This window comes from Neptunicoccus cionae, from assembly GCF_014643735.1.
GTDB classification, from domain to species: Bacteria; Pseudomonadota; Alphaproteobacteria; order Rhodobacterales; family Rhodobacteraceae; genus Amylibacter; species Amylibacter cionae.
The window spans coordinates 328,489-347,609 of sequence record NZ_BMKA01000003.1 but is presented as its reverse complement, the minus strand read 5'-3'; the positions used below and the strand labels follow the sequence as shown (position 1 = coordinate 347,609).

The window sequence follows — 19,121 nt, the reverse complement described above, 5'->3', positions numbered from 1 at the left end:
TCTTACGCGTAGAAGTTGTCGAACTCTGGAATGATAGGTTCGGGGAAGATGTATATCGGCTGGTAAATCAACTCCCATTCGATGGGCGCAAATTCTATGTATTCGGGCTCTGCGAATCCTGGAAGAACCTCTGCGACTGTGCCTTCACTGATCAAGAGCGTGTCCGCGAGGGTTATACTGGCACCGTCATTCATACTAATAACCGTATCGGCGCCGATTTCCGCGACATCCACCGGCGTGGCGGACAGAGAAAGACTGTCTTCGCCCGTGTCGAAGTCGTAAATCACATCATCGCCGTCATTGCTGTTAAAGACGAACGTGTCTGCACCAGCGCCGCCATAGAGGTGATCATTCTCGTCGCCGCCGTTGATCACATCCGCGCCGTCACCGCCGTAAAGGAAGTCGTTGCCGGTGCCCCCTTCGAGAACATCATTGCCCGCGTCCCCCCAAAGCTGATCGGCGCTATTGCCGCCGTCGAGGTGGTCATTGCCGTCGCCTCCGTAAAGGCTGTCGGTGCCGCCCACATTGCCGCCGTAAAGGGCGTCGTTGCCGTCACCGCCGTAAAGGACATCCTTGCCATGGTCGCCGTGCAGCGCGTCGTCGCCCTCTTCGCCATAGAGCGTGTCATTATCATCGCCCCCGTACAGCGCGTCATTGTCGAGGCCGCCGTAAAGCTCGTCCTCGTCAGTGCCGCCGCTCAGATCATCGGCGCCGGTGCCGCCATACAAACGGTCGGTGGATTTACCACCATCCATCGTGTCATTGCCCGCATCGCCGTACATCTTGTCACGACCGTTTTCGCCGTAAGCGACGTCATCGTTCAAGCCGCCGTACATTACGTCCTGACCGGTGCCGCCGTACATTACGTCCTGTCCGGCATCGCCCCAAAGCTTGTCGCTGCTGTTCATCCCGTGCAGGATGTCTTCGCCGTCGCCACCAAACAGGCTGTCGGTGCCGCCGCGATTGCCGCCGAAAAGTTCGTCGTTGTCGAGTCCGCCGTAGAGCGCGTCCTTGCCATCGTTGCCGTATAGCGTGTCGTGGCCTGCGCCGCCGTAGATCACGTCATTGCCGTCCCCGAGGTCGAACACATCGTCGCCTCCCATCAGGTAGGCGGTATCATTGCCGGAAGGGGCGTAGCTGTATTTATCGGCAGATTTATGGCTTTTCAGTAGGGTATCCACCCCGTCGGAGCCGTTAAACACCCAGTCATCGCGCAACAGCAGTGTTTCCATTGCGGTGGGGTTGGTGCCGGTGAAATCGTTGATAAAGGCGGTGAAAAAGTCATTTGCCGGCATGTCGAGACCGGAGACAGCGGCAATTTGTGTGCCGCCCTGTGAGATTGTGATCCCTGACAGGGTGCCGCCGGTCAGGATCGTTTGCCCCGAGGCTTCGCCATAGGTCAATCCGGTTCCCGCAAAAGCGAATGTCAGGCCGTCTTTGCTGAACTGGTAGGTGGAGGGGCCGGTCAGGGCCTCTGTATCGTCGTAAATTCCGCTGGCTAGCAGGTCCAAAGTCTCCTTGAAACCGAAAGCGGGGTCCGTTCCGTAATCAAATGTAAACGCCATGTATCTTCTCTTCAAATTGCTATGCCCCGCCGGAAACAAGGAAGGGCTCGTTCGTTTTCAATCCCAACAATTTAAATAGAATCGTTCGGATCTCTGCGTGGAAGACAGTAAAACGGGGGATTCCGGCCAGAACAGGGCAGGACTAAGGAGCGAAAAAGAGCGAGTGTGGCGAAGGTTTGTTCGGCTGAATACCCTTGATGCAATTGACCCCATTGGCGCGTTTCCATAAGGAAGGCGCAGGAATGAACAGCCCTGTGGGATAGGAATATGTCAGTGGTCGAGAAAAGCAAGCCGCGGTCTTTTCAAGAGATTATTTTGAGATTGCAAGCCTATTGGGCAGGAAAAGGGTGCGCTGTTGTTCAGCCTTACGACATGGAAGTGGGGGCAGGGACGTTCCACCCTGCGACCACGTTGCGATCCCTTGGGGGCAATCCTTGGGCTGCGGCCTATGTGCAGCCTTCGCGCCGCCCGACGGACGGGCGTTACGGGGAAAACCCGAACCGGTTGCAGCATTACTATCAGTACCAAGTGTTGATCAAACCCAGCCCGCCGGATTTGCAGGAGCTGTACCTCGGGTCTTTGCAGGCGATTGGGGTGGATATGGATCTGCACGATATCCGCTTTGTGGAAGACGACTGGGAATCCCCCACGCTCGGCGCTTGGGGTTTGGGCTGGGAAGTCTGGTGTGACGGGATGGAAGTGTCCCAGTTCACCTATTTCCAGCAGGTGGGCGGCCATGACTGCAAACCTGTCTCGGGCGAACTGACCTACGGGTTGGAGCGGCTGGCGATGTATATTCTGGGCGTCGATCACGTGATGGACATGCCCTACAACGATCCAGACGCGCTGATCCCGCTGTCTTATGGCGATGTGTTCAAGCAGACTGAACAGGAATACAGCCGCTGGAATTTTGATATTGCTGATACGGACGTGTTGCTGAAACACTTTGAAGATGCCGAAGCCGAATGCCAGCGCATTCTGGACGCGCCGGCAGTTGATCCGAAAACCGGCAAGAAGATTATCATGGCCCATCCGGCCTATGACCAGTGCATTAAGGCGAGCCATCTGTTCAATCTGCTCGACGCGCGGGGCGTGATTTCCGTGACCGAACGGCAGGCCTACATCGGGCGGGTGCGGACGCTTTCCAAAGCATGTGCAGATGCCTTTGTGCAAACCGAGGCAGGGGGCGCTGCGGCGTGAATGGCAAGCTGATGGTCACAGGAATAGTCGGCGTCGCTTTGGCGATGGGGGTCGGGTTGTGGTACAGCCAGACCTATGCCTATTACGAACGGGTTGACGGGCTGGAAGAGATCACCGCTTATGGCGATGCTTTTCCGGTCTCGAACTATCGCGGGATTACGGCGGATACATCGCCGCTGAAACTGCGGGCGTGTTTTGATGTGGACTGGGATTATGTGCAGTCGGACACCTATAAGGATGCCGCAACCCCGTTGCAGGCACCGGGTTGGTTTGATTGCTTTGATGCGCAAACCCTGACCACGGACATCGCATCGGGTGAGGCGGTTGTCTTGCAGGCAGAGCGCAACCAACCCTTCGGCTTTTCCCGCTTCATCGCGCAATACCCCGACGGGCGGGCGTTTATGTGGCGTCAGATGAATGAATGCGGGCTGGCCCAGTTCGAGGGCGAAAATCTGCCCGAAAGCTGCACTGAAGAGGAAGCGTCTTTGTCAGCGCCGCTGGGGGAGAGCCGTAGTTTTGCTGCAGCACTGCCCGAAGTGTCAGCACCGGAGCCTGTCGATCTGGTGATTGCCCTCACTCCGGTGGGCGGTGGCGCACCTGAGGACATTCTGCAAGAAGCGGTAACAGCTTTGGGGGGCGGGACACAGAGCCTTTGGGCCTGTTTCCGCACACCAATGTCAACGGCGATGCTGACTGAAACCTACGAGGTTCTGGATGCGGTGGCACCGGAAAAGCCGACGGCGATCTTGCCGTGTTTTGATGCAGAGGCGGTGACCTTTGATGTAGATCGCGGGGATGCGGTGGCATTTCTTGGCGAAAAAGATGTTGTGCCCGGCGTGGACCGGGTTGTCGCAGTATATGAAGATGGTCGCGCTTTGGCGTGGAACCAGAAACGGACGAATTGATATGGCTGACCTGCTGTTAGAACTGTTTTCAGAAGAAATTCCGGCGCGGATGCAAAAGCGCGCCTCGGAGGATTTGAAAAAGCTGGTGACGGATGGTCTGGTTGAGGCCGGTCTGACCTATGAAAGTGCGGGTGCCTTTGTGACGCCGCGCCGTTTGGCCTTGTCTGTGGTCGGGTTGACCGACCGATCGCCGGACCTGCGCGAAGAACGCAAAGGCCCGCGTGTGGATGCGCCGGAAAAGGCGATCGACGGCTTCTGCCGCGGGGCAGGGGTGTCGCGCGACCAATTGGAAGTGCGGGACGAGAAAAAAGGGCAGGTCTATTATGCCCTGATCGAAAAGCCCGGACGCGCAGCCGGTGAGATTATTGCGGAAGTGGTGCCAAATGTGGTGCGCAACTTCCCGTGGTCGAAATCTATGCGTTGGGGCAGCGGTACTCTGCGCTGGGTGCGTCCGTTGCATTCGATCCTCTGTATCCTGCACGATGCGGAAGGTGCCGAAGTGGTGCCGTTTGATGTGGACGGGATTGTCAGCGGCAACACCACGCGGGGGCATCGTTTCCACGCGCCGGATGTGATCAAGGTGCACAGCTTTGACGATTATGCAGGTAAACTGGCGGCAGCGCATGTGGTGCTCGACAGTGCATCCCGCGCCGATACGATCTGGAACGATGCAACCAACGGGGCGTTTGCCCAAGGCTTGGACGTGGTTGAGGACAAGGGCCTGCTGGCCGAGGTCGCAGGGCTGGTGGAATGGCCGGTTGTGCTGATGGGCGACATTGCCGAGGATTTCCTTGGCCTTCCGCCAGAGGTTTTGCAGACCTCTATGAAAGAGCATCAGAAGTTTTTTAGCGTGCGCAATCCGAAAACCGACCGGATTGAGAAATTCGTCACCGTGGCCAATCGGGAAACCGCCGATCAGGGCGCGACGATCCTTGCGGGGAACCAGAAGGTGCTGTTCGCGCGCCTTTCAGACGCAAAGTTCTTCTGGGAGAACGACCTGCGCATTGCCGAAACCTGCGGCGCGCAATGGGTTGAGAAGCTGCAAAACGTGACCTTCCACAACAAGCTGGGATCACAAGCGGAGCGGATTGAACGGATCGCAGCACTGGCACGCGAGATTGCGCCTGTTGTGGGTGCCGATGCGGATGCAGCGGAAGAGGCTGCGCGGTTTGCCAAGGCGGATCTTTCGTCGGAAATGGTTTACGAGTTTCCCGAACTGCAAGGCCTTATGGGGCGCTATTACGCGGCAGCGGCAGGGAAGTCTGACGCGGTAGCGGCGGCGGCGCAGGAACATTACTCCCCCCTCGGGCCGAGCGATGACGTGCCGAGCGCACCAGTATCCGTCGCCGTGGCACTGGCGGATAAAATCGATACGCTGACAGGTTTCTGGGCGATTGACGAGAAACCGACAGGCAGCAAAGATCCGTTCGCGCTGCGTCGCGCGGCGCTGGGGGTGATCCGCTTGGTGCTGGAGAATGGGGTTCGGACATCAGTCGGTACCGTGATTGCATTTGGTTTAAGCCAAAATGGTGCAAGTCAGCCGACTTCAAATGATCCTGATGATTATTCAGGGTTGGATCGTAATGTGGATTTGTCCAACTTCTTCCACGATCGCCTAAAGGTCTATCTGCGGGATCAGGGCATCTCCCATGATGTGATTGATGCTTGTCTGGCGATGCCGAACAATGACGACTTCACCCTGTTGGTGAAACGAGCAGAGGCGTTGCAAGGGTTTGTGAAATCTGACGATGGCACCAACTTGCTGCAAGGGTACAAGCGGGCGAATAATATTCTGTCTCAGGCAGAGGCCAAGGACGGGGTGGAATATTCCTACGGCGCAGATGTGAAATACGCTGACAGCGATGAAGAACGGGCGTTGTTTGCCGCGCTCGACACTGCCGAGGGCGCAATCACACCTGCGATGGAGGCCGAGGATTTTGGTGCTGCGATGACGGCTATGGCCGGACTACGCGGACCGATTGACGGGTTTTTCGAGGCGGTTCAGGTCAATGCCGACAGTGAAGTGGTTCGGCGTAACCGTTTGAATTTGCTAAGCCGCATTCGCACCGTCATGGGCCAGGTTGCGGATTTCAGCAAGATTGAGGGATAATCCCTGACCAGCCCTGCATTTTGTGCGGGGCTGTTGTCTGATCGGCGGCTCTGCCGCTTTCTGTGCCCTGTATACCATTTGTTAAATCTTTGAAGGTAAAGGTAATTCCTGAAAGGGGGTACTTGCCTCGCTTCGGGTGTGGGCCTAGTGTTTGGGAAACCACTTCGGGAGCCTTTGATAGATGGCGGAATACGCTGACATTGCCGAGATTACAGGCACGGCCACGCTACCGGCGGAACACTACGGAATTCGGGCGGAAATTCTGGGAAAACTTATGGCGCAGGGCCTGCCTGTGCCACGCGGATTTGCAGTGTCCAAGGCTGCGGTTCACCAGCTTGCGCTTGGGACTGTGCCGGATTTGGGCCCGCTGAAAGAAGTGTTAAAACAAGGCGCATTGTATTCTGTCAGGCGCAGCCCCGAACAACGTAATTGGGGGGGGCCCCGTGCGATGCTGAATATCGGTATGTGCGACCGGACCCGTGATATCATGGCGCGGGAAATGGGGCTGGAGCGGGCGAACGATCTGTATAGCCGATTCATCCGCAGTTATTCCCAAAAGGTCGCGCGGCTGGATGAGGACGATCTTGAAGAGCTGGTTGAGGTGGAATTTACCAATCGCGGGCGGGATTATGGCCGGCTGATTGATGCACTGCTGGAATTCTACGAGGATGAACTGGACGAGCCCTTCCCACAAGACCCGGTGACGCAGATGCAGCAGGTATTGCGGGCTGTGGCGCGTATGTGGGAAGGTACCACGGCGCGGATTTTGCGGCAGGCGCGCGGTGCGCCGATTGATGCGGGGCTTGGACTGATCGTGCAGGACATGGTGGCTGGCACCGGATCAGGCGAATGCGGTGTGGGTAGCGCCCAGTTTACAGCGCTCGCCACGGGCGTGAACGGCACACACGGCCGGTACATAAGTGAAAGTCAGGGACATGATTCCGTGACGGGACGGGGCGGAGAGATGTTTTTGGGGCGAGACGTGCGCGGACCCTCGATGGAAGATGTCGCACCCGAGGTTTTTGCGCAGTTGCAGGATTTGACAGCGCAAGCACGAGAGATTTTGCGGGATGAGGTCCTGATCCAGTTCTCGGTTCAGGATGGCAAGGTCTGGGTACTTGATGCACGTCCGGCAGAACGCTCCGGGCGGGCGGAAGTCGAAATCGCCGTGCAACTTGCCAAGGACGGGTTGCAAAGCAAAGAAGCCGCGCTGCTGTCGGTGACGCCTGGTTCGCTGACGGAAATGCTGCACCGCCATATCGATCCCAAGGCGAAGTATAAGGTGCTGACGCAAGGGATCGCGGCCAGTCCAGGTGCGAACTGTGGCAAGGTCGTGTTTAGCGCCGAGGCCGCGCAGGCCAGTGCGGCGCGGGATGAAAACTGCATTCTGGTGCGCTCTGAAACGCTGCCAGAGGATATTCGCGGGATGCACTCGGCGCAGGGGATTTTGACGGCGCGCGGCGGGATCACCAGCCACGCAGCGGTTATTGCGCGAGGGCTGGGGTTGCCGTGTATTGTCGGAGCGAGCGATATCGACATTGATTTGCGCCGAAAACGCTTTGCTCTGCCAGACGGGCGCAAATTTTCCGAAGGCGATACGATCACGCTGGACGGGGCGACTGGCGAAGTGATTGCCGGCGCGCCTGATTTGATCGAGCCGGATCTGAGCGGTGCGTTCAACACGTTGCTGGACTGGACGGACGAGTTTCGCAAACTGGGCGTGCGGGCCAATGCGGACACGCCTTCTGATGCGCGACTGGCCCAGACCTTTCGCGTTGACGGGATCGGATTGTGTCGCACGGAGCATATGTTTTTTGAACCGGGCCGTCTGACCGCCATGCGCGAAATGATCTTCGCGGATCAGGATCAGGACCGGCAGGCGGCGCTCGATCGTTTGCTGCCAATGCAGCGGGCCGATTTTGTGGAGCTGTTTGAAACTATGGTGGGGCTACCGGTATGTATCCGGCTGCTCGATCCGCCCCTACACGAGTTTCTGCCCCAAAGCCCGCAGGAGATCCGCAGCCTAGCGGAGGCGATGGATCTACCACTTGCCAAAGTGCTCGGGCGGGCGGAGGATTTGAAGCAGTACAACCCTATGTTGGGCCTGCGCGGGGTGCGTTTGGGGCTGACGGTGCCCGGCATTTATGACATGCAAGCGCGCGCTATCTTTGAGGCAGCCGCGCAAGTGCAACAGAAATTCGGGACACAGATCAAGCCCGAGATCATGATCCCTTTGGTTTCGGCCAACAAAGAGGTGGAGATCGTTAAGGGCCGAGTGGATGTTGTGGCGTCCGAAGTGCAGATGGCCACCGGTCAACGCCTTGAATATTCGGTCGGCGTGATGGTGGAAACGCCGCGTGCGGCGCTTAAGGCTGGGCAGATCGCACAATATGCAGAGTTTTTGAGCTTTGGAACAAACGATCTGACACAGATGGCTTACGGACTGAGCCGCGATGATGCGGGGCGGTTTATGCGCGCCTATGTTAATCGGGGCGTTTTTGCCGAAGATCCTTTTCATTCTATTGACGAGGACGGAGTCGGCGAATTGTTGGAGATTGCTGTTTCCCGTGCCAAAGAGGCGCGGGGCGATATCGGGTTGGGGCTGTGTGGCGAACACGGCGGTGATCCAGCTTCGGTGGCCTTTTGTCATCGCCTTGGCTTGGAGTATGTTTCCTGTTCCCCTTACCGCGCACCGGTCGCCCGTTTATCCGCGGCGCAGACTGCAATTCTGGATCGCGATTAGAGCAGGGCGCAGCGGTAAGATCGGCAGAAACAGGTCAATTTCCTAAAAGCCTGTGCAAATGGAGAGTTTTCGACTATACGACGCCTTAAGTGTTATGTGGAAATTAAGGGACCATGCGCTTTGGGATCTGCCTCCAAACGGGTGTGGTGTATGTGTATGCTATGAAAATGCTGTCAAAACTCAAGAACGGACTTTGTCCGGCCATCACGATTTTTGCCTTAGCAATAGGGACTTCGGCGCAGATCGCCTCTGCCGATGTTGGGATTAAGCCGGTAAATGACATTCTAGCCCAGGAACGGCGCCAGTTGGAAGCTTTGGGAACGAATCGGGCGAAGAAAATAGCCGGTGTCGGTGGAGACTCTCTTATCCGTATCGCGAGTTTGTCCCGCCCGAAAGAGAAAACTGTGGAAATTGAGACTTCTACAGTCACAAGTTTCAAACAACTTCAACGGATGCCTAAAGCCACCGGCGGTGCCGAGTGGGCTTGTTTGACCGAAGCTCTCTATTTTGAGGCCCGTGGCGAGAGCTTTAACGGGATTGCAGCGGTTGCCGAAGTCATCGTGAACCGGAAGAATTCCAAACGGTTCCCAGGTTCAGTTTGTGGTGTGATCAATCAGGGCGTCGGCGGCAAGCCTGGTTGCCAGTTTTCGTACAAGTGCGATGGACATGCGGAGGTCTATCGTGAAAAAGGTGCTTACGCCCGTGTGGCGAAGATGGCGAAGCTGATGCTTGAAGGTCGTCTGCCGAAAATTACTGGCGGTGCGCTGTTCTATCACACAAAAGCGGTCAAGCCGCGTTGGTCCCGCAAGTTCCGGCGCACGGCTTCTGTTGGCGCCCATTTCTTCTACCACCCGAGCTAATCTTTGAAGCGACCAGTCGTTTGAAATTTAATTGAAATGCCCCGCAAGGGGCATTTTCCGTTTCGTGCGTGTCTGCCTTTGTCAGGGAACAACGCAGCACAAGTGAAGCGGGTTCCATGTAATTAACCTGTTTATCAACACTATCGGTTGTTTTGTCCGGCCCTCAAGGGTAGATGCCTAGGATATCTTAGGTGAGGGTTCTGCATGACAAATGAAACATCACTGGCGTTTGACACGGTTGAGGCGCGGTCACAGGCCACGGCTCAAGACGCGCCGCTGGACAGGATTTCCGTGCGTGATTACACGACTTCGGTTGAAATCGGCGCGTTTCAGTCAGAGCGGGATGTGGAGCAGCGTATCCGATTTAACGTGGTGCTGGAGGTTGCGCGCCACGGGGCGGCTGACACCGATGATGTAGATCAGGTGCTGTCCTATGACACGATCACCGAAGCCATCGCGGCTGAACTGGCCGCAGAGCGTTTGAACCTGCTGGAGACCCTGGCAGAACGCATTGCGGAGCGTATCCTGACCCATGCCAAAGCGGAGCGGGTGTTTGTGCGCATCGAAAAACTCGACCGAATACCGGGTTCTTTGGGGGTCGAGATCGTACGGAGCAAATCGGACCAATCGGCTGAGCAGACCGCAGGCGCGGACAATCCGGAGCCGTTGCTCGTTCTATTGCCGAATGAGGTTTTAAAGGGCGCGCAAGGGACGGATTGGCTTAACGCGATTGCAAGCCACGTGCGACCGGCGATCATTTGCCTTGAACCTGCAGAGGGCGCACTACAGCCCACGGGACAGGGGGCTGTTGATCAAAGACTGCGGCTTCTGGCAATTGAACAAAACGCTTGGATGCTGTCGGCGCGTGATCCACGCTGCGTGGTCGTGTCAAGTCGGACCGAACTGGATTGGGCGATCAAGAACGGGCAACTTTCTGTTTGGGCACCTTCCAAGATGGTGTTGGACGCTGTTGAGAGCGGGTTGGACGAGACGAGCGGCGCGGTGGAGTTGGCCCGCTGGATTGCGCAGGAGCTGGGCGCGGACCGGTTGAGCATTGCGGGCACGGGCACGCTGGCAGCGCCAGAAACCTTGTAGGTTTGACAGGAAAAGGGGCAGCGATGCGGTTCGATCCGGTAGCGCATGAGCGCAGTTTACTGGCGCTGTTGATTGCAGTGGTAATGCTTGGGCCGTTCGCGGTCGATGCCTATCTGCCGGCCTTTGGGTTGATAGCGCGGGATTTGGCGACTTCGGAGGCGATGGTGCAATATTCTATCGGGTCCTACCTATTGGGCACGGCTCTTGGTCCGGTGTTTTCCGGTCCCGTATCGGATACTGTCGGGCGGCGGCCGGTACTGGTCTGGGGGCTGGCCGGGTTCGGCGTGTTCTCCGTTGGCTGTGCCTTGGTGAGCAATGCGGAGATGTTGGTTTTTTTCCGGTTCTTGCAAGCGCTGACCGGCAGTGCATCTTTGTTGGCGGGGCGGGCTTTGCTGGCGGATTTATATTCTGGGGATCGGCTGTCCCAGCGTCAATCTGCTATTATGATGGTCATGGTGATCGCGCCAATGATTGCGCCGGTTCTTGGCGGATGGGTTGCCGAATGGTGGGGATGGCGCTGGATTTTCTGGGGTCTGGCTGTCGGATCGGTTGTTGCATTTGTTGCAAGCTTTATGAAATTGCCTGAAACGCTTGATCCCTCTCAGCGTCAGTCATTGCATCCGGGCAAGGTGCTGACGGGCTATGTGGGCATAGTTAAGAACCCTGTTGCGATGATGTATGTGGCGGCTTTGTCATCAATATCGGGGCTGTTTTTCGTTTACGTTTCAGCAACACCTTTTCTTTACGTTGAAACCTACGGGATGTCTGTTTCGGGATATGCATGGCTCTTTGCGGCGGGGGCTGCGCTGGCTGGTGCGGCGAATTTCGTGAATATCTACCTCGTGGGTCGGATCGGCTATCGGGAGGCGCTGTTGTGGCAGGGGCTGATCGCAATGGCCTGCGGCGCCTTGATGTTTTGCGGTGCTTTTGGTGTCCTCGATCGCTGGGCGGTTTACGCGGCGGGGTTGATCATTATGCCGCTGCTGCATGTGATCGGATCAAACGCACTGACGGGTGTGATGGACCAGTTTGAGGCCCGCAAGGGGATTGCCTCTGCCTTTGCGATGTCGTCGCGGTTCGGGGTTGGTATGATCGGCGTTGCGGTCGTGGGCGTATTCCACGGCGCTGTTGAGCTGCGCTACGGCTTGATTTTCTTTGTATTTGCTGCTTTGGCAGGGATAAGCGCACAGATGGCCGTGCGCTGGGACAAAAGCAGGTAGTTCGAGTGGATTTGGATGTAACGATCAGGGAAATGCGGGGGCTGGATCAGGATGTCTGGCTGGGCATGTACCGAAAGCTCTGGCCTAAGTTCTCGGATGAGGCATTGCTGGCGGAAATTGGCCGGATTAACAAATCCTCCAAACGCTCTGCTTTTCTGGCAGAGGCGGAGGGACGAGCTGTCGGATTCGCTGAATACGGGTTGCGTGATTATGCCAATGGCTGCAATTCCCAACCGGTCCCTTTCCTAGAGGGGGTTTGGGTCGATGACGCCTATCGCGGGCAGGGCATCGCGCGGGCTTTGATTGAATTCCTGCTGATGCGGGCCAAGCGGGCGGGGTTTGTTGAATTCGGCTCTGATGTGGAGCTGTCGAATTATTCCTCGCAGCTGATGCATGAACGGTTGGGATTCGAGCAGACTGAGAAAGTGATCTATTACCGGAAGGTGCTGGAGCCATGAGCGGAGCTGTCTATTACCGTCCTATCGTGCAAACCGACCGTCACCGGCCAAGTGGTGCGTTGACACTGGCGGGCGGCTGGAGCTGGTTTACCCATGTGGAGCGCCTGTCCCGTGACGTCGCGCCCGAGGTCATTCCGGCTGCGATGGTCCCAGAGGCGGAATTGCGTAACTTTGTAGCGCCGCGAGGGTTGATTTGTGGGCTGTCAATGAATGCGCCCCGGATCATGGGAATTTTGAACACGACGCCGGACAGTTTTTCGGATGGCGGGGTTCATAATCGGTTCGAAGATGCCGTAAAGCGCGGGTTTGATATGGCGCAAAGCGGCGCGGATATTTTTGACATCGGGGGCGAGAGTACCCGCCCGGGTGCACCGTTCGTGCCAGCAGCAGAGGAAATCGCCCGAACGGTTCCAGTCATAAAGGCCTTGCGGGCTGGCGGATTTGATCTGCCGGTTTCGATTGATACACGTAAGTCAGACGTCGCGGATGCGGCGCTGTCGGCGGGTGGCTCTATGTTTAATGATGTGACGGCGTTTTGCTATGACCCGAACAGCGCAGCTGTGGCGGCGCGGCACGGCGTTTCGGTTTGCCTGATGCATGCGCAGGGTGATCCCAAAACCATGCAGGATGATCCGCAGTACAGCGATGTCCTTTTGGATGTCTATGACCATTTGGCAGAGCGGGTGGCCTATGCCGAGAACCACGGCATTGCGCGCGGGCAAATTGTGGTAGATGTGGGCATCGGCTTTGGTAAGACCATTGAGCATAATCTGGCGCTGATCCGTGGCATGTCTTTGTTTCACGGTCTTGGCTGCGCCCTTTTGCTGGGTGTTTCGCGCAAACGTTTCATTGGCGTGATCGGAAATGCGCCGGAAGCCGCCGATCGGGGGCCCGGATCGGTTGCACTAGGGCTTGAGGCTTTGCGTCAAGGTGTGCAGATATTGCGGGTACATGATATTAAGGCCACAAAGCAGGCGATCGCTTTGTGGCAGGCGACGCTGTAACAGCGTGACGGAGGGCAAATGACACGGAAACTTTTCGGCACAGACGGGGTGCGCGGGCGCGCCAACAGTTATCCGATGACTGCGGATATGGCGTTGAAACTCGGCGCGGCTGCGGGGCGGTATTTCCGTCGGGATCAGAAAGAGCATCGTGTTGTGATCGGTAAGGACACGCGCCGTTCCAGCTATATGTTTGAATATGCGATGACGGGGGGGTTTACCTCTACGGGTATGAATGTGTTCCTGCTCGGGCCGGTTCCGACACCGGCAGTGGGGATGTTGACGCGGTCTATGCGGGCGGATGTGGGGGTGATGATTTCAGCTTCTCACAATCCTCATCATGACAACGGGATCAAATTTTTCGGGCCGGATGGTTACAAACTGTCGGATGCGGCTGAAGCAGAGATCGAAGAACTGGTGATGGGCGAGATTGATCTGGCCCGTCCCGAGAATATCGGGAATGCCAAGCGGATCGACGATGCGTTGGGCCGATATATGGAGTTTGCCAAAACGGCCTTCCCCCGCCAGCGTTTGCTGGAAGGTTTGAAGGTCGTTGTGGATTGCGCCAACGGTGCCGCCTACAAAGCCGCGCCGATGGTGCTTTGGGAGTTGGGCGCGGAGGTTATTCCGGTTGGCGTTTCCCCGAACGGTTTTAATATTAATGACGGATGTGGATCGACCCACCCCGAAACTGCGGCGCAGGCGGTTGTTGCTAATGGCGCGGATGTGGGGATCTGCCTTGATGGGGATGCCGACCGTGTCATGCTGATTGACGAAAAAGGCCGTGTGGCCGACGGCGATCAGATCATGGGGCTGATTGCACAGCAGTGGTCGGCATCTGGTCGGTTGGCCCATGACACTCTTGTGGCGACTGTGATGTCGAACATGGGACTGGAAAGGCATCTGGAAGGGCGCGGACTGACCATGCTGCGCACCAATGTGGGTGATCGTTACGTCGTGGAGGCGATGCGCAAGGGCGGATTTAACCTTGGTGGGGAGCAGTCGGGCCATATCGTGATGCGTGATTACGTGACAACCGGCGATGGTTTGATTGCTGCACTTCAGTTTCTTGGGGCGTTGGTGCAAAGCGGAAAAACGGCGAGTGCGCTGTCCCGCGTGTTCGAGCCTTATCCGCAACTTCTGGAAAATGTGCGCTACGGGGACGGAGGCGATCCGTTGCTGGATGCCTCGGTGAAGCAGGCGATTGCGGACGGGGAGGCGGCGTTGGCCTCTTCCGGTCGGCTGTTGATCCGTAAGTCGGGAACCGAGCCATTGGTGCGTGTGATGGGCGAGTGCGAGGACGCGGGTCTGTTGAAGCAGGTTGTGGGAGATATTTCTGCGGCGGTGCGTGCTGCGGCTTGATGCAGTTATGATCGGTTTAATGAATTCAAACGGCGCCTTTGGGGGCGCCGTTTGTTTTTGGATATTTGGACCAAAAAGAGCTGGTATGCGGGATTATTTTAGGGCCCGCCAGCCAATGTCTTTGCGGTGGAAGCCTTCGGGCCAGTCGATTTGGTCGATCATGGCGTAGGCGCGGTCGTGGGCGTCTTGCAGGCTGTCGCCCCGTGCGGTGACGTTTAGGACGCGGCCTCCGGTGGCGAGAATTGCATCGCCGTCCTGTTTGGTGCCTGCGTGGAAGACTTGGGCTTTGGAGCTGCGTTCGATAGTGTCCAAGCCGTTGATTTGGGTGTTCTTTTCATAGGCGCCGGGATAGCCATTCGCAGCGAGCACCACGGTGAGCGCGTGGTCATCGGCCCAGTTCAGGCTGACTTGTTCAAGGCGTTGTTCGGCACAGGCGATGAGCACGTCGAGCGCTTGGGCGCCAAGACGCATCATGATGACCTGACATTCCGGATCGCCAAAGCGGGCGTTATATTCCACGAGGCGGGGCTGGTCGTCCTTGATCATGAAACCTGCGTAGAGCACGCCTTCGTAAGGCGTGCCGCGAATTGCCATTTCGTCTATGGTCGGTTGGATGATTTCCTCTATCGCCTTTTTTTGCAGCGCTTCGGTCAGGATCGGGGCTGGGGAGTAGGCGCCCATGCCGCCGGTGTTTGGGCCTTCATCGTTGTCATAGGCGCGTTTGTGGTCTTGCGCGGTGCCGATGGGCAGGATTGAGGTGCCATCAGAGAGGATGAAAAAGGAGGCTTCCTCGCCTTCCATGAATTCTTCGACAACGACTTCTGCGCCTGCATCGCCAAAGGAGCCATCGAACATATCGTCGACGGCGGCGAGCGCGTCTTCAAGTGTCATAGCGACGACAACGCCTTTGCCTGCGGCGAGCCCGTCTGCTTTTACAACAATCGGTGCGCCTTGTTCTTTGATGTAGTCTTTGGCGGCCTCTGCATCGGTGAAATGGCCGTAGGCGGCGGTGGGGGCGCCGGAGGCATCGCAGATGGATTTCGTGAAGGCTTTGGAAGATTCGAGTTGCGCGGCGGCCGCGGACGGGCCGAACGTAAGGATGTCAGCCGCGCGCAGATCGTCAGCGACGCCGGCTGCAAGCGGGGCTTCGGGGCCGATGATGCAAAAGTCGATGTCGCGGGTTTTGCAGAAGGACACTACGGTCGGGCCGTCGAGGATGTCGAGGTCCATGCAAGTTGCGACCGAGGCCATTCCGGCGTTACCCGGTGCGCAGATCAGGTGATCACACTTCGGGTTTTGTTTTACGGCCCAAGCGATGGAATGTTCCCGTCCGCCGCTGCCCAAAATAAGGATGTTCATGGCTGCTCTCCGCTCTTGCCCCCAGGGTTGGGGTTCTTTTATGTTCGGGCGATGCGAACCGCAAGAGAAGCAATCTATGTCTGACCTTATTGATGATCCGGAACCGGGGCAAAATGCGCCGGAGTTCAGTGTGTCCGAAATTTCGGGTGCGGTGAAACGCACAATTGAGGGGCGTTTTTCCCATGTGCGCGTGCGCGGTGAAATCGGGCGGGTGAACCGCTATGGGTCGGGGCATATTTACTATGACCTGAAAGACGATGGTGCCGTGCTGAATGCGGTGACGTGGAAGGGGCAGGCAGGGCGACTGTCTGTGCAACCCGAAGAGGGTATGGAAGTTGTCGCGGTCGGCAAGCTGACCAGTTTTCCCAAGCAGTCCAAGTACCAGATGAACGTGATGGAATTGCGCGTGGCTGGTGTGGGCGCGTTGATGGCGATGCTGGAGAAGCGCAAGAAAGCGCTTGCGGCGGAAGGGCTGTTTGACGGTGAGCGTAAGCAGCCGATTCCATATTTACCCGGGGTGATCGGGGTGGTGACATCGCCCTCTGGTGCGGTGATCCGCGATATTTTGCACCGGTTGCGGGACAGGTTCCCGCGCAAGGTTCTGATCTGGCCGGTTGCGGTGCAGGGTGATCGCTGCGCGCCCGAGGTTACGGCCGCGATTGAGGGGTTTAACCGGATGGAGCCGGGGGGCGCGATGCCGCGACCTGATTTGTTGATTGTGGCGCGAGGCGGTGGGTCTATTGAGGACCTTTGGGGCTTTAATGAAGAATCGGTGGTACGGGCGGCGGCGGCGTCGCAAATTCCGCTGATCTCTGCTGTTGGGCATGAAACCGATACAACGCTGATAGATTATGCGTCCGACCAGCGCGCGCCAACGCCAACGGCTGCGGCAGAGTTGGCGGTTCCGGTACGCGGCGAGTTGATGGCATGGCTGGCCTCTATGGAGGAGCGGCGGGTACGGGCACTCAGCGACGGGTTGGCGCGGCGGCAGCAGCGGCTGCGGGACTTGTCACGGGCGCTGCCCAATCCAGCAGATCTGGTGGCGATGCAGGCGCAGCGGCTTGACCTGATGGGAAGCCGGTTGCCGCGGGCCTTGCAGGCCGTGACCGAGCGGGGACGGGCACGACTGGTAGAGCAAGGAGCTGGTTTGCGGCCGCAGGTGCTGCAGCGGGCGGTTGAGACCAAGCGGGAACGGTTAGAGAATATAGAGCGGCGGTTTGTGCGAGCTGCACAGACACAGGGCCGTGACTGGCGCAGTCGGCTCGACGGGCTGGAGCGGCTGCGCGAGACGCTCGGCTATCAGGCGACTTTGGAGCGCGGATATGCAGTGGTTCGTGATACGCAAGGCGGGCTGGTGTCGGATGCTGCAACGGCTGCCGGACACGAGCGGATGGAAATCCAGTTTCGGGATGGTGTTGTACCGGTTGGGCCGGAGGGCGGTTCGCCAGCACCCGCACAGACGACTGCGCAACCGGCCAAGCGCAAGGCTGCGCCGAAGAAGGACACATCAGGTGGCGGTGGCGAGCAGGGCAGCTTGTTCTAGCCCGTTAGGCCCCCACAGCAGGGCCCTTGCAGTCCAGCGGTGTTTCGTCGATGTCATATAGGTGAATATCGAACTCTGCGCTTTCGCCTTCGGCGCGGGCAGAATACTGGCCGGAGCGTTCAATAAAGTGCCAGCATTGGGGGTCCCGTTCGGTGCCGTAGTCAAAGCAGATCAGGTCATTTTTGGCGAACCACTCCCCGTCGAGACATTCCTTTGCGCCATTCATCCAGAGCGAGCGGCGTCTGGTGTAGAATTGCTCTGCCCCGAAAAAGCGACCGTTGCGTTCGAAATAGAGCGTGTTGCCTGTCGTGAGGGCTTCGAATTCCTGCGGCGTGACGATGGTTTCGCTGCTGCTTTGGGCCGAAAGCGGGGCTGTGAGCGCGGCGCATAACGGGATGGTGAGACAGAGTGTTCTAAGCATGGGGTCCACGGGTGGTTGGGTGTTGGCCGAGCCTATGCGCAATCACCGGAGCTTTGCAAACGGGTCGGCGGATTAGGTGTTTTTTCGGTGGCGCATTGCCCACTCGGCCACTTTGGGGTTCATGATGCTGCGCCAGCGGATCGGGTTGAGCGCAATGATCGACATGATGCCCGGACTGTAGGGCAGTTGCGGGGCGGTTTCTTCTGGGTGGTTGGCGAGTTCGGTATAGGGGCGTGCCGGTTTGGCGTGGTGATCGGAATGCAGTGGCGCGTTCAGTGTAAGGTTGCGGGTGAACCAGTGGGGGGCGTTCCAGCTGTGATGGGGGGCGATTGGCATGAAGCGACCGTCTTCTCCCTCGCTGCGGGTGAGGCCGTAGTGTTGTACATAGTCGGTGAGAAGCAACCCTCCTTGGGCCATCAACGCGAGGCCGAGGTAGGTGAACAGTCCGGCCCAGCCAGCCGCCAGCGCGGCGAGGGTCAAGAAAAAGACGCCGCCGAAGATGTAGGTGAAATAGGGGTTCGACACATCAATGCGGCGGCTGTCGGCGGGTAAGCCTCGGCGGGTGTTTTCCGCACTGAGCCCGGCGCGAAAGGAGCCACGCCATGCGCGGCGATAGAAGGTGTAAAAGCTCTCGTTATAGCGGGCGGTGTTGGGATCGAACCGCGTTGCCACATAGGGGTGATGGACGAGCCTGTGGGCCGAAGTATGGTGGCCGAACAGGTGGGAAATGAAGATCCACTTACCAAAAAGGAACGGCAGGCGCTGGCGGCGGTGGATCAGCTCGTGTCCGGTGGCGTTGGATACGGTTGCAAAATAGAGGCCGAAGGCGAGGAACAGCGGGAGTTTGGTTAACAGCGGGTCGGTTTTGATCGCCAGCGCGTATAAGGCGAAGGCGAGGAGTGCGAAATGGCAAATGGCGAGCGCGATCGGAAGCAGATCGTTTAAGGCGCGTTCAACGGGGCTGTCGGGACGGTTTTCAAACAGGCTGTCGATCAGGTGGTTCACGCCAGCAAGCAGAAATAGCGGGAGCAAGGGCCAGAGACCGCCGCGCTGGGCTGCGATCACAAGCAGAAAGGTCGGCAGGAGGGTCACAAGAGCGAAGGCACTAAGGTGTCTGGGCATGGGCATATTTCGTTAGGATGTAGCGGGGATCATAAAACGGTTTGGGCCAGACACAAGTTTCCGACACGCCAGAGCGTTATTCCCTTGAAACCTGTCGCTTTTCGGTTTCGCATCCGAGGGGAAATCGGCTTAGTGTGGCGGCAGAGTGAAGGAGACA

The 19,121-nt window shown here is 57.9% G+C and carries 15 protein-coding genes; 11 read left to right on the top strand and 4 right to left on the bottom strand.

From position 1 onward, the window contains the following. Positions 1 to 2 precede the first annotated feature (2 nt). Entirely contained in the window at positions 3 to 1,565 is a 1,563-nt protein-coding gene (locus IEX10_RS20120) for a calcium-binding protein (RefSeq protein WP_188675756.1), read from the bottom strand. A gap of 267 nt (positions 1,566 to 1,832) precedes the next feature. Here IEX10_RS20120 and IEX10_RS12575 point away from each other — a divergent pair, with 267 nt between their 5' ends. From IEX10_RS12575 to glmM, 10 genes are all read left to right on the top strand, one after another. Then, positions 1,833 to 2,765: a glycine--tRNA ligase subunit alpha gene (locus IEX10_RS12575; RefSeq protein WP_188675754.1), complete on the top strand. Its 933-nt coding sequence runs from the start codon at positions 1,833 to 1,835 to the stop codon at positions 2,763 to 2,765. 11 nt (positions 2,766 to 2,776) lie between these two features. Further along, a complete protein-coding gene (locus IEX10_RS12570) occupies positions 2,777 to 3,670 on the top strand; it encodes a DUF6446 family protein (protein ID WP_188675752.1) in 894 nt (297 codons plus the stop codon). Between the two features lies 1 nt (position 3,671). Continuing rightward, the gene (gene glyS / locus IEX10_RS12565; RefSeq protein WP_188675750.1) at positions 3,672 to 5,780 is read left to right on the top strand and encodes a glycine--tRNA ligase subunit beta; all 2,109 of its coding nucleotides are present in this window, start codon (positions 3,672 to 3,674) and stop codon (positions 5,778 to 5,780) included. Between the two features lie 181 nt (positions 5,781 to 5,961). Continuing rightward, positions 5,962 to 8,523 carry a putative PEP-binding protein gene (locus IEX10_RS12560; protein WP_188675746.1) on the top strand — a complete coding sequence of 854 codons (2,562 nt, stop codon included), beginning with the start codon at positions 5,962 to 5,964 and terminating at the stop codon, positions 8,521 to 8,523. Positions 8,524 to 8,684: 161 nt separating this feature from the next. Then, positions 8,685 to 9,383: a cell wall hydrolase gene (locus IEX10_RS12555; protein WP_229678538.1), complete on the top strand. Its 699-nt coding sequence runs from the start codon at positions 8,685 to 8,687 to the stop codon at positions 9,381 to 9,383. A gap of 204 nt (positions 9,384 to 9,587) precedes the next feature. Continuing rightward, positions 9,588 to 10,478, top strand: coding sequence for a dihydroneopterin aldolase (locus tag IEX10_RS12550; protein WP_188675743.1), 891 nt, complete (start codon positions 9,588 to 9,590; stop codon positions 10,476 to 10,478). 23 nt (positions 10,479 to 10,501) lie between these two features. After that, the gene (locus tag IEX10_RS12545) at positions 10,502 to 11,698 is read left to right on the top strand and encodes a multidrug effflux MFS transporter (RefSeq protein WP_188675740.1); all 1,197 of its coding nucleotides are present in this window, start codon (positions 10,502 to 10,504) and stop codon (positions 11,696 to 11,698) included. Positions 11,699 to 11,703: 5 nt separating this feature from the next. Next, complete coding sequence (locus tag IEX10_RS12540) at positions 11,704 to 12,156, top strand: GNAT family N-acetyltransferase (protein WP_188675737.1); 453 nt, start codon at positions 11,704 to 11,706, stop codon at positions 12,154 to 12,156. Continuing rightward, positions 12,153 to 13,160, top strand: coding sequence for a dihydropteroate synthase (gene folP, locus IEX10_RS12535; RefSeq protein ID WP_188675735.1), 1,008 nt, complete (start codon positions 12,153 to 12,155; stop codon positions 13,158 to 13,160). The genes IEX10_RS12540 and folP overlap by 4 nt, the downstream gene beginning before the upstream one ends. Positions 13,161 to 13,178: 18 nt before the next feature. Continuing rightward, entirely contained in the window at positions 13,179 to 14,519 is a 1,341-nt protein-coding gene (gene glmM, locus IEX10_RS12530; protein ID WP_188675733.1) for a phosphoglucosamine mutase, read from the top strand. 93 nt (positions 14,520 to 14,612) lie between these two features. Here glmM and purD read toward each other — a convergent pair whose 3' ends face one another. Then, the gene (purD, locus tag IEX10_RS12525) at positions 14,613 to 15,878 is read right to left on the bottom strand and encodes a phosphoribosylamine--glycine ligase (protein WP_188675731.1); all 1,266 of its coding nucleotides are present in this window, start codon (positions 15,876 to 15,878) and stop codon (positions 14,613 to 14,615) included. Between the two features lie 76 nt (positions 15,879 to 15,954). Between purD and xseA the strand changes: the two genes are divergently transcribed. After that, a complete protein-coding gene (xseA, locus tag IEX10_RS12520) occupies positions 15,955 to 17,421 on the top strand; it encodes an exodeoxyribonuclease VII large subunit (protein WP_188675729.1) in 1,467 nt (488 codons plus the stop codon). 4 nt (positions 17,422 to 17,425) lie between these two features. Here the strand turns inward: xseA and IEX10_RS12515 are convergent, their stop codons facing one another. Together IEX10_RS12515 and IEX10_RS12510 are read right to left on the bottom strand one after the other, a co-directional pair. Continuing rightward, entirely contained in the window at positions 17,426 to 17,842 is a 417-nt protein-coding gene (locus IEX10_RS12515) for a hypothetical protein (RefSeq protein ID WP_188675727.1), read from the bottom strand. 72 nt (positions 17,843 to 17,914) lie between these two features. Then, positions 17,915 to 18,964, bottom strand: a complete 1,050-nt coding sequence (locus IEX10_RS12510; protein WP_188675725.1) for an alkane 1-monooxygenase — start codon at positions 18,962 to 18,964, stop codon at positions 17,915 to 17,917. Positions 18,965 to 19,121: the final 157 nt, after the last annotated feature.